Annotated in this window: 9 protein-coding genes; 7 read left to right on the forward strand and 2 right to left on the reverse strand. The window is 70.8% G+C overall.

Features of this window, described 5'->3' with window-relative positions; all coding sequences use genetic code 11:
- Positions 1–89: 89 nt before the first annotated feature.
- Complete coding sequence (locus ACNPQM_RS25395) at positions 90–1,871, reverse strand: 3-hydroxyacyl-CoA dehydrogenase family protein (protein ID WP_418085840.1); 1,782 nt, start codon at positions 1,869–1,871, stop codon at positions 90–92.
- A 350-nt stretch (positions 1,872–2,221) separates the two neighbouring features.
- On the opposite strand from ACNPQM_RS25395, the gene ACNPQM_RS25400 reads away from it, so the two are divergent.
- Complete coding sequence (locus tag ACNPQM_RS25400; RefSeq protein WP_418085841.1) at positions 2,222–2,809, forward strand: adenylosuccinate lyase; 588 nt, start codon at positions 2,222–2,224, stop codon at positions 2,807–2,809.
- Positions 2,810–2,861: 52 nt separating this feature from the next.
- On the opposite strand, the gene ACNPQM_RS25405 is transcribed toward ACNPQM_RS25400, so the two are convergent.
- A complete protein-coding gene (locus tag ACNPQM_RS25405) occupies positions 2,862–4,454 on the reverse strand; it encodes an alpha/beta hydrolase (protein WP_418085842.1) in 1,593 nt (530 codons plus the stop codon).
- A gap of 367 nt (positions 4,455–4,821) precedes the next feature.
- Here ACNPQM_RS25405 and ACNPQM_RS25410 point away from each other — a divergent pair, with 367 nt between their 5' ends.
- The 6 genes from ACNPQM_RS25410 to ACNPQM_RS25435 all read left to right on the forward strand — a co-directional run bounded on the left by ACNPQM_RS25410 (position 4,822) and on the right by ACNPQM_RS25435 (position 13,375).
- Complete coding sequence (locus ACNPQM_RS25410) at positions 4,822–5,265, forward strand: SRPBCC family protein (protein WP_418085843.1); 444 nt, start codon at positions 4,822–4,824, stop codon at positions 5,263–5,265.
- A gap of 187 nt (positions 5,266–5,452) precedes the next feature.
- Complete coding sequence (locus ACNPQM_RS25415) at positions 5,453–7,921, forward strand: MFS transporter (protein ID WP_418085844.1); 2,469 nt, start codon at positions 5,453–5,455, stop codon at positions 7,919–7,921.
- A gap of 334 nt (positions 7,922–8,255) precedes the next feature.
- The gene (locus ACNPQM_RS25420) at positions 8,256–9,089 is read left to right on the forward strand and encodes a M55 family metallopeptidase (protein ID WP_358858596.1); all 834 of its coding nucleotides are present in this window, start codon (positions 8,256–8,258) and stop codon (positions 9,087–9,089) included.
- On the forward strand, positions 9,082–10,425 hold the full coding sequence (locus ACNPQM_RS25425) for a M20/M25/M40 family metallo-hydrolase (RefSeq protein ID WP_418085845.1): 1,344 nt from the start codon (positions 9,082–9,084) through the stop codon (positions 10,423–10,425). Before ACNPQM_RS25420 ends, ACNPQM_RS25425 begins: the two co-directional genes overlap by 8 nt.
- A 20-nt stretch (positions 10,426–10,445) precedes the next feature.
- On the forward strand, positions 10,446–12,434 hold the full coding sequence (locus tag ACNPQM_RS25430; protein ID WP_418085846.1) for a prolyl oligopeptidase family serine peptidase: 1,989 nt from the start codon (positions 10,446–10,448) through the stop codon (positions 12,432–12,434).
- Positions 12,431–13,375, forward strand: a complete 945-nt coding sequence (locus ACNPQM_RS25435) for a S66 peptidase family protein (protein WP_418085847.1) — start codon at positions 12,431–12,433, stop codon at positions 13,373–13,375. Before ACNPQM_RS25430 ends, ACNPQM_RS25435 begins: the two co-directional genes overlap by 4 nt.
- Positions 13,376–13,377 lie beyond the last annotated feature (2 nt).

A 13,377-nucleotide genomic window follows, 5' to 3' on the forward strand; every position in this document is an offset into this window, starting at 1 on the left:
GGCCGCGGGCCCGGGCCCCGGCGGGACCCCGGCCGGGGGGGCCCGCCCCGGCCGGAGCACCGGTCCGCCGTTCAGGCACCTGCCGGTCCTCAGCGCCGGGCATATTCGCGGAAGCCGCGCCCCGTCTTGCGGCCGAGGCAGCCGGCCGCCACCAAGTGCTCCAGCAGCGGCGCCGGGGCCAGGCCCGGGTCGCGGAACTCGCTGTGCAGCACCTTTTCGATGGCGAGCGAGACATCGAGCCCGACGACGTCCAGGAGCTCGAACGGGCCCATCGGGTAGCCGCCGCCCAGCTTCATCGCGGCGTCGATGTCGTCGAGGGTCGCGTAGTGCTGCTCGACCATCTTGATCGCGTTGTTGAGGTACGGGAACAGCAGCGCGTTCACGATGAATCCGGCCCGGTCCCCGCAGTCCACCGGGTGCTTGCGGATCTTTCCGCACACCGCGCGGACGGTTGCGTGAACATCGTCCGAGGTCAGCACCGTACGGACCACCTCGACCAGCTTCATCGCGGGCGCCGGGTTGAAGAAATGCATCCCGATGACGTCCTGCGGACGCGAGGTCGCCCGCGCGCACGCCACCACCGGCAGCGACGAGGTGGTCGTGGCGAGCACCGCGCCCGGCTTGCAGATCTTGTCCAGCGTGCCGAACAGCTGCTGTTTGACCGCCAGATCCTCGGCGACCGCCTCGACCGCGAGGTCGACATCGGCGAACGAGTCCAGCGATCCGGCGGCGGTGATCCGGCCCAGGGTCTCGTCCCGCGCCTCCGCCGTCAGCCGCCCCTTGGTGACCGAACGCTCCAGCGACTTGGCGATCCTCCCCTTCGCGGTGTCCGCCTTCTCCTGGCTGCGCGCGGCGAGCACCACGTCGTAACCGGCCTTCGCGAAGACCTCCGCTATACCCGAGGCCATCGTCCCGGAGCCCGCGACGCCCACCGACCGGACCGTGCGCCCGGCCTCCGCTCCGGCGCTCTCCAGCGGCGTCTGCGCGTCCGGTACCACCGTTTGGCTGCCCGGCGCCACGTACGTGTAGAAGCCGCGGCCCGCCTTGCGGCCGGTCAGACCTGCCTCGCTGAGCTGCTTGAGGATCGGGGCGGGGGCGTGCAGCCGGTCGTGCGACGCGGAGTACATCGCCTCCAGGACGGTACGGGCGGTGTCGACGCCGATCAGGTCGAGCAGGGCGAGGGGGCCCATCGGCAGCCCGCAGCCCAGCTTCATGGCCGCGTCGATGTCCTCACGGGAGGCGTAGTTCGCCTCGTACATCGCGGCGGCCTGGTTGAGGTAGCCGAAAAGGAGCCCGTCGGCGACGAAACCCGGCCGGTCGCCCACCGCAACCGGTTCCTTGCCGAGCTCGCGGGCGAGCTCCGTGACCGCCTCGACGGCCGGCGGCGCGGTCAGCACCGAGGAGACCACCTCGACCAGCTTCATCGCGGGCGCCGGGTTGAAGAAGTGCAGGCCCAGCACGCGCTCGGGGTGCTGCGACTCGGCCGCGAGCCGGGTCACCGACAGGGCGTTCGTGCCGGTCGCCAGGATCGTGGTGGGGGAGACGATCGCGTCGAGTTCGCGGAAGAGCTGCTGCTTGAGCTCGTACGACTCGGGCACGACCTCGATGACGAGCTGGGCGTCTGCCACGGCTTGCAGGTCGGAGAAGGTACGGAACCGGGCGAGCGCGTCCAGGCGCTCCTCCTCGGTGATCCGCTCCTTCTGCACGGCGCGGGCGGTGGAGGCCTCCAGGGCAGCGACGGCCTGACGGGCGGCCGCGTCGCTGACGTCGATACCGATGACCTCGCGGCCGGCCCGGGTCAGGACCTCGGCGATGCCGATGCCCATGGTGCCGAGACCGACGACGGCGATGGTGGAGAGAGGGGTGTCCATCACGGGACTCCAGAGGATGAGTGACGACTGAGTGGGCGCACAGATCGGCTGGGGCCGCAAGGGTCCGAACCAGCGCATGGTGTGCGGGAATCGCGTGTCGAGGTACTCCTGGCCGGGGGTGCGGGAGGCACGCCCGGACGGGAGAGGGAGCGACGGACTCTGTCCCGGAGTCGCGTCTCACAAAGCTGCCGAACCGACAAGCACTCCGGGTGGCTGCGTCACCAGGCCACTGGAGTCGGCGGGGATGGTGTCCCGCTCACATGAGATTAACCGGCGAGTAACGAGCGCGCCAGCCCCGATTCGCTGTGCGACGGGTCACACTCACCGTGGCCGCCGATACCCTCGGAGTCATGGACGAGGAGTTCCGGTCGCTGACCGACCGGCTGGCGGACGAGGCGGGGGAGTCGGCTGCGTACCGCAGACTGCTCGCCACCGACGACGACGAGGAACTGGCCCGGGTCCTCGTCGAACGGGAGCGACCGCTCTGGGCGCGTGAGATCGCCGCGTTCCGGCTCGGCTGCGGCGGTGACCGGCGGGCCTTCGAGGCGCTGGTCCTGCTGCTCAACCACCGCGATCCGGAGCGGTGTGTCTCCGCGGCCCACGCCCTGGTGCGCCTGGGCGACCCCCGCACCCCGCGTGCCGCCGCCGCGCTCGCCACGAACACCCTGCGCACCGCGTACGCCCTGCACCCGGTCCGTCTGCTCACCGCCCTGCGGGCCCCCGAGTCCGTCCCGGCGCTGATCAGCACCCTGGAGCGGCTGCTGGGGCCGGACGAGCCGCACTGGCGCGTCGCGCTGGCCTGTGTGGAGGGTCTGGGGCAGCTCGGCGACGCGCGGGCCCGCCCGGTCCTGGAGGCGGCACTGCCGCACCCCAGGCTGGCCGGAGCGGCGGAGCGGGCGATCAGCCGGCTGCCGTCGCCGGGCGCGTCCGGCGATTGAGGACGGAACGGCGGACGGGCGGGGCCGGCTCCCTTCGCCGGACCCGCCCCCCTCAGCCGTGGAAGCCGAGCAGACCGTGCAACGTGCCGCCCTTGTTATTCGCGCGCGTCGCCGACCTCGCTGCCTCGGCGGTCAGCGGCTTCGGGTCGGGCGACGTCCCGCACACCGCGTCCACGTCGCCGAGGCGGCCGTTGCCGCGAGGGACGGTGCCCTTGGCGAGATAGTCCGTCAGGTATGTGTCCAGGCATGCGTTGCCGCTCAGCGTGACACCGTGGTTGCCGCCGCCCTGTTCGACGACCAGGCTGGAGCCGTGGAGCCGCCGGTGCAGGGTGACGCCGCCCGCGTACGGTGTGGCCGCGTCCTCCGTGGCCTGGAAGAGGAGCGCCGGCGGGATCGCGTGGTTCGAGACCCGCACCGGATTCAGCGGCGCCACCGGCCAGGAGGCGCACGGCGCGTTGTACCAGGTGTTGCTCCAGGTGTAGAAGGGCGCTTTGGCGTGCACCTTCCAGCTGTCGTTGCGCCAGGTCTTCCAGCTCAGCGGCCACCGGGAGTCGCGGCACTGCACGGCCAGGTACACCGAGTAGCCGTTGTCGCCCTTCGCGTCGACGGCACCGAGCTGGTCGTACGCGGTGACGAGCGCGGTCTGGTCCTTGTGGTTCACGTACGCGGCGAACGCGTCGGCCAGATAGGGCCAGTACCCGTTGTAGTAGCCGCCCGGCAGGAAGGTCTCCTCCAGCTCGCTCGGGCCGACCTTCTTGCCCGCGGGCTGTTTCCGCACCGCGTCGCGCATCCGGTACCAGGCTGCCTCGACCTTCGCCGGGTCGTTGCCGAGCCGGTACGTCGCGTGGTGCTTCGCCACCCATGCGGCGAACGCCTTCTGGCGGGCGTCGAACGCGTAGTTCTGGCCGATGTTGTCCTCGTACCAGACACCTTCCGGGTCGACGTTCGAGTCGAGCACCAGCCGCCGCACCCGCTGCGGGAACAGCTTCGCGTACACCGCGCCCAGGTACGTACCGTACGAGTACCCGAAGTAGTTGATTTTCGGGGCGCCGGTGGCCCGCCGGATCACATCGAGGTCCTTGGCGGCGCTGACCGTGTCCATGTACGGCAGCAGGTCGGGGTACTTCCTGCCGCACTCCGCGGCGAAGTTGCGCGCCCGGTCGCGGCGGGTCCGCTCCGCGGCGAGGGTCCGCGGCACCGAGTCGGGCCGCGGCGGCTTGAAGTACTTGGGTACGCAGTCCAGCGCCGGGGAGCTCTTCCCGACCCCGCGCGGGTCGAACCCGATCACGTCGTACTGCGCGGCGACATCCTTCGGGAGCGAGGAGGCCACGAACCCGGCCATGGTCAGCCCGCTGCCGCCAGGACCCCCGGGGTTGACGAAAAGCGGACCCTGCGAGGTCTTCGCGGTGTGCGGGATGCGGGACAGGGCGAGCGTGATCCGCCGACCCGACGGATTGTCATGATTGAGCGGTGTACTGACCTTTGAGCACTGCAGTTTCGGATACGCCTTGGTGCCACAGCGGGTCCAGCGGAGTTGCGCGGCATGAGGTGCGACATCGGTGGCGGCCGCCGGGGACGGCACGGCGGTCACCAGACCGGCGAACGTCGCACCGACGGCGATCAGAATTACTGAACGATTCGTCATATGGCCTCCCGTGGTGGGGGAATGCGGCTGCGTGTGGCACAGCCCCCGCCGCATGCTCCCCGCATTCGGACACGGAAGGACATGATCGGGTGAGAGTTGACCCGTTTGCCGAGCTGGTGACGGGGGTTCAGAACAGGCTCGACGCGCGGTGGACTCGGGGCCGTCCGGCGGCGGCCGCCGGGCGGGCCGTTGTCCAAGGTGCGCGTGGTCGCCGCGTCCGCGGCGAAGAACGTGCCCGTCCCGGAGAATGGAGCACCTGTTCCCGTGATCGTTTTTTTCCCTTCGTCCCGGCCCGGATTTTGACCGGCGTGCCGGAGGTGATTGGCTCAGCACACCCCCGAACAATCGAAGTGCTGGAGGAACAGGCATGGCGCAGGTCGAGGCCACGACAGAGCGGATCATCGCGGCGGACGCGGAGACGGTGTTCGACGCGCTTGCCGACTACCAGGAGGTCCGGGGCAAGGTCCTGCCCGGCCAGTTCAGCGAGTACGAGGTCCGCGAGGGCGGTGACGGCGAAGGTACCCTCGTCCACTGGAAGCTTCAGGCCACCAGCAAGCGGGTCCGCGACTGCCTGCTCGACGTGACCGAGCCGACCGACGGGCAGCTCGTCGAGAAGGACCGCAACTCGTCGATGGTCACCACGTGGACCGTCACCCCGGCCGGTGAGGGCCGGTCAAAGACCGTCGTCTCGACCGTCTGGAACGGCGCGGGCGGCATCGGTGGATTCTTCGAGAGGGCCTTCGCGCCCAAGGGTCTTGGGCGCATCTACGACGAGCTGTTGCAGAACCTCGCGTCGAAGGTCGAGAAGTAGCCTCACGTATCGCTGACCGGCCTCACCGGTTCGGGTGGTTTTCCCGGCCGGTCGGTAGTGCGCCGTAGTGGCTCCCACCGGGGGATAAGCCCCCCGAGTGCGCCGTCAGCGCCCCCCGTCGCGTTTGCCCTCTCTTGTCGCGCAATGCGAGAAATGGGCGGCGCAGATGCGACGAGGGGAGCGGCACGTGGCGGGTGGGATCACTCTGGTGAAGGACGAACCGGACGGTGCGGAGGGCGACGTCGAGACGGCGACCGCGGATCCGCACAGTGCTCGGACCGCCGCCCTGCCCGGTGCGGGGACTTTGCCCTCGCCGCCACCGGGTCCCGACGCCGCGGAGATCAGCCCCCGCCGGATCCGGCTGGTTTTCCTCGGGCTGATGCTCACCCTGCTGCTCGCGGCGCTCGACCAGATGATCGTCGCCACCGCACTGCCGAAGATCGTCGGTGAGCTGCACGGCCTGGAGAAGATGTCCTGGGCCGTCACCGCCTATCTCCTCGCCTCCACCATCGGGCTGCCGATCTACGGCAAGCTCGGCGATCTCTTCGGCCGCAAGAGCGTCTTCCAGTTCGCCATCGTCGTCTTCGTCGTCGGCTCCGCGCTGGCCGGCTGGTCCCGGACCATGGACGAGCTGATCGCCTTCCGTGCTGTCCAGGGCATCGGCGGCGGCGGGCTCATGATCGGGGTCCAGGCGATCATCGCGGACGTCGTACCACCCCGCGAGCGCGGCCGTTTCATGGGGCTGATCGGCGCCGCCTTCGGTCTCGCGTCCGTCGCCGGACCGCTGCTCGGCGGGTTCTTCACCGACCACGCTTCCTGGCGCTGGTGCTTCTACATCAACGTCCCGTTCGGACTGGTCACACTGGCCGTCATCACCGTCGTGCTGAAACTCCCCAAACCCGACGTCCGGCCCCGGCTCGATGTGCTCGGCGCACTGCTGCTGGCCGCCGCCTCCACCTGTTTGGTGCTGCTGACCAGTTGGGGCGGTACGGAGTACGCCTGGGGCTCGCGCACCATCCTCGGGCTGGGCGCCGGGGCCGTCGGAACGGCTCTGCTCTTCCTGGTCGTTGAGCGCCACGCGCCCGAACCGGTCATCCCGCTGAGGCTGTTCCGCGACTCGATCTTCAATGTGACCGCGCTCGTCGGCGCGGTCGTCGGCGTCGCACTGTTCGGCGCCGCCAGCTATCTGCCGACGTTCTTGCAGATGGTCGACGGCGCCACCGCCACCGAATCCGGGCTGCTGATGCTCCCGATGATGGGCGGTATCGTCGGCGCGTCCGTCGTCTCCGGCCAGCTGATCTCCCGTACCGGCCGCTACCGCGTCTACCCGATCGTCGGGAGTGCGATCTCGGTGGTCGGCATGTGGCTGCTCTCCCGCCTCGAAACCGACACCCCACGCCTCGAGTACAGCATCGCGCAGGCCGTCCTCGGCATCGGGATCGGCCTGATCATGCCGGTGCTCGTCCTTGCCGTGCAGAACTCCGTACCACCCGCCGACCTCGGCACCGCCACCAGCGCGAACAACTACTTCCGGCAGATCGGCGGCAGCGTCGGCGCCGCCGTCTTCGGAACGCTCTTCGCGGGCCGTCTCGCCGACGCCCTCGCCGTCCGCCTCCCCTCCGGCGCCGACCTCCCCGACCCCGAGTCGATCACCCCGCAGCTGGTCCACGCCATGGAGCCGGCCCTCCGCGACAGCTACATCCAGGCGTACGCCGACGCGATGCCGCGGATCTTCCTTTACCTCGTGCCGGTGCTCGCACTCGGCCTCGTCATCGCCTTCTTCCTCAAGGAGAAACCGCTGGTGTCCCACCACAGCCCCGAATCCGCAGCCGCCGAGCCCGCCACCCCCATCCCGGCCGCCCGCACCACCCAGGCCCCGCCACCGCCCGTCTACCTGTCGGGCGTCCCGGTGTGCGGCTGCGTCCAGCACCCCGACGGTACGAAGGTCCCACGCGCCGCCCTCACCCTGATCGACATTCAGGGGAAGCAGGTCGGCCGCGGCGCGAGCGGCGACGACGGGCGGTACGCGCTGAGCGTGCCCGGCTCCGGTTCGTACGTCCTCATCGCGGCGGCCGGAGGGCACCAGCCGCAGGCCGTCAGCGTCACCGTCGGCGAGCGGCCCGTCGAGCTCGACGTGGTGCTCGGCGGTGCGGGCCGGCTGGCCGGGACCGTCCTCACGGCCGACGGGATCCCGGTGCGGGACGCCGCCGTCACGCTCACCGATGTGCGCGGCGAAGTCGTCGCGTCCACCCGCAGCGGCCGTGAAGGCGGCTATGTGATCTCGGAGTTGGTGGCCGGCGAATACACCCTCGCCGCCAGCGCCCCCGCCTTCCGGCCCGCTGCGCTGCCGGTCAGTGTGCAAGCGGCCAGGGAGACCCGGCAGGACATCGAACTGGCCGGCGGAGCGGTGCTGCGCGGCGTCGTACGGGCGAGCGGAGGACGGCTCGTCGAGGACGCCCGGGTCACGCTCCTGGACGCGGCGGGCAATGTCGTCGACACCCTGACGACCGGGCCCGACGGGGCGTTCCGCTTCGTGGACCTGTCGACCGGCGAGTACACCGTCATCGCGGCGGGGTACCCGCCGGTGGCCACCGTGCTTCAGGTCGCGGGCGGCGGACGCACCGAGCGTGACCTGCAGCTCGGTCATGAGGACTGACGCCACGTCCGGCCCGGCGTTGTGCGCGGCGGCGCGCGCGGGGGCGCACCGGCCCAGTCACGGGATCCTGGCCCCCAGGGGCCGTTGAGGGGCCGGTCACCGGGATCCGTCGGGCCTGCCGCCGTCCGACTGATTCGGCAGAGGACTGGACCTCTGGAGCTGACAACACCTCTGGCCTGGGGCTCCGCCGCCGCGTACGGTGTTGCCGCATGAAGATCTCCCTTCGCGAACAGCCGCTTCGGGAGTCTGTCGGGCGTTCCTCCGGGGCCGAGGCCGGCAACCGCTGTCACGGCCGGGACGCATGCCTGCTCACTTGCGAGAGGACCGATACACCGTGAAGATCCTCATCAGCGCGGACATGGAAGGTGCCACGGGCGTGACCTGGCCGGCCGATGTGCTGCCCGGGACACCGCAGTGGGAGCGCTGCCGATCGATGTTCACCTCCGATGTGAACGCGGCGGCCCTCGGCTTCTACGACGGGGGCGCCGACGAGGTACTGATCAACGAGGCCCACTGGTCCATGCGGAACCTGCTGCTGGAGCGGCTCGACGAGCGGGTCCAGATGCTCACCGGGAGGCACAAGTCCCTCAGCATGATGGAGGGCATCCAGCACGGTGACGTCGAAGCGATCGCCTTCGTCGGCTACCACACGGGAGCCGGTTCGGAGGGCGTGCTCGCCCACACGTTCCTGGCCAACTCCATCACCGGCGTGTGGCTGAACGGGGTCCGCGCCAGCGAGGGACTGCTCAACGCACATGTCGCCGCGGAGTACGGCGTGCCCGTCGTCCTCGTCACCGGCGACGACCTGACCTGCGTGGACGCCGGCGGATACGCCCCCGCCGCCCGCAAGGTCGCGGTGAAGGACTATGTGTCGCGGTACGCCGCGGTGTGCCGGACCCCCGCTCGTACCGCGGCCGACATCCGCGCGGCCGCCAAGGAGGCCACCTCGCTCGCCGGGCGCGTCGAACCGGTGCGGGGCGGCCCGTTCACGGTGGAGCTGGAGTTCGATGCCGAGCATCTGGCCATGGCGGCCACCGTTGTTCCCGGCGTGGTCCCCAGTGGCGAGCGGCGCGTCGCCTACACCAGCGCGACGATGTACGAAGGTATTCGCACGTTCAAGGCGGTGACGACGATCGTGTCGTCCGCCGTGGAGGAGCAGTATGGCTGAGGCGACCACCCCCCAGGACTCCGTCGACGGCCTGGCACTCGACGAATCCGTGACGTTCACGTCCGAACTGATCCGGATCGACACGACCAACCGCGGCGGCGGCGATTGCCGGGAGCGCCCGGCCGCCGAGTACGTCGCCGAACGGCTGGCCGCCGCCGGACTTGCACCCCAGCTGCTCGAACGCACCCCGGGCCGCACCAACGTGGTCGCCAGGATCGAGGGCACCGACCCGTCCGCCGACGCGCTCCTCGTCCACGGGCACCTCGACGTCGTGCCCGCCGAGGCCGACGACTGGACCGTGCATCCCTTCTCCGGGGAGGTCCGCGACGGTGTCGTCTGGGGCCGCGGCGCCATCGACATGAAGAACATGGACGCGATGGTCCTCGCCGTCGTCCGGGCCTGGGCCCGGGCCGGTGTCCGGCCCCGCCGGGACATCGTGATCGCGTACACCGCCGACGAGGAGGCCAGCGCGGAGGACGGCTCCGGCTTCCTCGCCGACCGGCACCCCGAACTCTTCGAAGGGTGCACGGAGGGCATCAGTGAATCCGGCGCCTTCACCTTCCACGCCGGACCGGGGATGTCGCTCTACCCCATTGCCGCGGGCGAGCGCGGGACCGGATGGCTGAAGCTCACCGCCCACGGCAAGGCCGGGCACGGCTCAAAGGTCAACAGGGCCAACGCAGTCACCGCACTCGCCGCGGCCGTCGCCCGGATCGGCACGCACGAATGGCCGGTACGGCTCACCCCGACCGTACGCGCCGCCCTCACCGAGATCGCCGCCCTGCACGGCATCCGCGCCGATGTCGACGCCCCCGGGTTCGACGTGGACGAACTGCTCGGAAAGCTCGGATTGGCCGCGGCCCTCGTCGAGCCGACCGTCAGGAACAGCTCCAACCCGACGATGCTCGAGGCCGGGTACAAGGTCAACGTGATCCCCGGCCGTGCCCTCGCCTACATCGACGGCCGGACGGTGCCCGGTGGCGAGGACGAGTTCCACGCCACCCTGGACCGGCTGACCGGACCGGACGTCGACTGGGAGTTCCACCACCGCGAGGTCGCTCTGCAGGCGCCGGTCGACTCACCGACGTACGCGAAGCTGCGCGCCGCCGTCGAACGCTTCGACCCGGACGGCCATGTTGTGCCGTACTGCATGTCGGGCGGCACGGACGCCAAGCAGTTCTCCCGTCTCGGCATCACCGGCTACGGCTTCTCACCGCTGAAGCTCCCGGTCGGCTTCGACTACCAGGCGCTCTTCCACGGCGTCGACGAACGCGTGCCCGTCGAGGCACTGCACTTCGGCGTCCGCGTACTCGACCACTATCTGCGCACGGCCTGACCCGCACGGGGGGATTGAACATGGTGTCCACAGGGGCCTACGGAACATGGCCGTCGCCGATCGACGCACGGCTGGCCGCCTCGCACGACGGCCGCCCGGAGTACGTCGGCGCGGTCGGCGACGAGATGTGGTGGACGGAGCCGCGCCCGGCCGAGGCGGGCCGCCGCGCACTGGTCCGCCGCCGGGCGGACGGGACCACCGAATCCGTGCTGCCCGTTCCGTGGAACGTACGCAGCCGCGTCATCGAGTACGGCGGACTGCCCTGGGCCGGTGCCGGGCGCGCCGACGCCGGACCGCTGATCGTCTTCGTGAACTTCACCGACCAGCGGCTGTACGCGTACGCGCCCGACGGGCCCGACGAACCATGGCCGCTCACCCCGGTCTCGGCCGTCGGCGGCGGACTGCGCTGGGTCGATCCGCAGCTGCACCTCGACCGGGGCGAGCGGGGCGAAGTGTGGTGCGTCCTGGAGGAGTTCACCGGCGAGGCACCCACCGACCTGCGCCGGGTGATCGCCGCCGTACCGCTGGACGGATCCGCGGCCGACGACCGCGGCGCGGTACGCGAACTCTCCGACGACCGGCACCGCTTCGTGACCGGGCCGAAGCTGTCGCCCGACGGGCGGCGCGTCGCGTGGATCGCCTGGGACCATCCGCGGATGCCGTGGGACGGCACCGAGGTGATGCTCGCCGACGTCACCGACGACGGTACGTTCCGCAGCGCCGGGAGCTTCGGCGGCGGATCCGGGGAATCGGTGCCGCAGATCGAATGGACCACCGACGGACAGCTCCTCTTCGCGAGCGACCGCAGCGGCTGGTGGAACCTGTACCGCGCCGATCCGCACCGGGGCACGGTGGCGCTCTGCACACGGGAGCAGGAGTTCGCCGGGCCGCTCTGGAAGATCGGGCTCAGCTGGTTCCGCCCGCTGGAGAACGGGCTGATCGCCACCATCCACGGCAAGGGCACCACCACGCTCGGCATCCTCGACCCGGAGACCGGCGAACTCGCCGACACCGCCGGACCCTGGACCGAGTGGGCCGAGACGCTCGCCGTTCACGGCAGCCAGGTCATCGGCGTCGCGGCGAGTCCGCAGAGCGCGTACGAGGTGGTGGAGCTGGACACCGCGACGGGCCGCACCCGGATCATCGGCGCGCAGCACCGCGACGCGGTCGACCCCGCGTACTATCCCGCACCGCAGAACCGCACCTTCACCGGGCCCGAAGGCCGTGACATCCACGCCCACATCCATCCGCCCCGTAACCCCGAACGGGAGGGGCACGAAGACGAGTTGCCGCCCTACGTCGTGTGGGCGCACGGTGGTCCCACCGGGCGTGCCGCGCTCGTCCTCGACCTGGAGATCGCCTACTTCACCTCGCGCGGCATCGGTGTCGCCGAGGTCAACTACGGCGGCTCCACCGGTTACGGCAGGGCCTACCGCAACCGGCTGCGCGAACAGTGGGGCATCGTCGACGTGGAGGACTGCGCCGCCGTCGCCCGGGCGCTGGCAGCCGAGGGCATGGCCGACCCGGGCCGGCTCGCCATTCGCGGTGGCAGCGCCGGCGGCTGGACCACCGCCGCGTCGCTGACCAGCACCGACGTCTACGCCTGCGGCACCGTCAGCTATCCGATCCTCGACCTGACCGGCTGGGGCACCGACGAGACCCATGACTTCGAGTCGCAGTACCTGGAGTCCCTGATCGGCCCGCTCGCCGAGGTCCCGGATCGCTACCGCGCGCGGTCGCCGATCAACCGCTCCGACCGGCTGACCACACCGTTCCTGCTGCTCCAGGGGATGGACGACGTGATCTGCCCACCGGTCCAGTGCGAGCGGTTCCTGACCGCCATCGAAGGGCGCGGCATCCCGCACGCGTATCTGACGTTCGAGGGGGAGAGCCATGGATTCCGGCGTGCAGACACCCTGATCGCCGCACTGGAGGCCGAACTCTCCCTCTACGCCCAGACCTTCGGCATCGACCGTCCCGACATATCACAACTGGAGCTGAAGAAGTGACACTGACTCCCCTGACCCGCGCCGCCCGCCTGCGACCGGGCGCCAGGGTCGCTGTCGTGTCGCCCAGCGGACCAGTGCCGGGCGACCGCCTCGAGGCGGGTCTGGACGTGCTGCGCGGCTGGGGCCTGGAGCCCGTCGAGATGCCCCATGTCCGCGATGTACACCCGGAGTTGGGCTATCTCGCCGGTACGGACGAGGCGCGGGCCCGCGACGTTGAGCAGGCCTGGTGCGACCCGTCTTTCGACGCGGTGCTGTGCGCCCGCGGCGGATACGGGGCGCACCGCATGGTCGACCTGGTCGACTGGGCGGCGATGCGCGCGGCCGGGCCCAAGGTGTTCGTCGGCTACAGCGACATCACCGTGCTGCACGAGGCGTTCGCCCAGCGCATGGGGCTCTCGACGCTGCACGGACCGATGGTCGCCACGGAGACCTTCCTCAAGGACCCGGACACCCAGGAGTCGCTGCGGGCCACCCTGTTCGAGCCGGAGTCGGTACGGACCCTGGGCCTTCGCACGTCCGGGGTGCTGGTGCCCGGCCGGGGCAGCGGCATCACGTACGGCGGCTGCGTGAGCCTGCTCGCCGCCGACATCGGCACCCCGCAGGCCCGGACGTCCGCCCACGGCGGGCTGCTGATGATCGAGGACACGACGGAGGATCCGTACCGCCTCGACCGCATCTTCACCCAGCTGCTGCGGGCCGGGGCGCTGTCCGGGGTTTCCGGGGTCGCCTGCGGCTCCTGGCAGGGCTGCGAACCGTACGAGGAGGTGCGTGCGGTCCTGGCCGACCGGCTCGGCGGGCTGGGCGTGCCCGTCGTCGAGGAGCTGGGCTTCGGCCACGGTCCGACGGCGCTGACGATTCCGCTCGGTGTGCCCGCGGTGCTGGACGCGCCGGAGGACGGCGGTCCGGGCACGCTCACGGTCGAGGTGCCCGCGCTGATCTGAAC

Origin of the sequence: Streptomyces sp. NPDC056231, assembly GCF_048270745.1 — a bacterium.
In the GTDB taxonomy this organism is placed as follows: Bacteria; Actinomycetota; Actinomycetes; order Streptomycetales; family Streptomycetaceae; genus Streptomyces.

Coding starts and splice junctions, on each gene's coding strand:
- ACNPQM_RS25395 (WP_418085840.1), bottom strand. CDS start 1,871: ATGGACACCCCTCTCTCCACCATCGCCGTCGTCGGTCTCGGCACCATG.
- ACNPQM_RS25400 (WP_418085841.1), top strand. CDS start 2,222: ATGGACGAGGAGTTCCGGTCGCTGACCGACCGGCTGGCGGACGAGGCG.
- ACNPQM_RS25405 (WP_418085842.1), bottom strand. CDS start 4,454: ATGACGAATCGTTCAGTAATTCTGATCGCCGTCGGTGCGACGTTCGCC.
- ACNPQM_RS25410 (WP_418085843.1), top strand. CDS start 4,822: ATGGCGCAGGTCGAGGCCACGACAGAGCGGATCATCGCGGCGGACGCG.
- ACNPQM_RS25425 (WP_418085845.1), top strand. CDS start 9,082: ATGGCTGAGGCGACCACCCCCCAGGACTCCGTCGACGGCCTGGCACTC.
- ACNPQM_RS25430 (WP_418085846.1), top strand. CDS start 10,446: ATGGTGTCCACAGGGGCCTACGGAACATGGCCGTCGCCGATCGACGCA.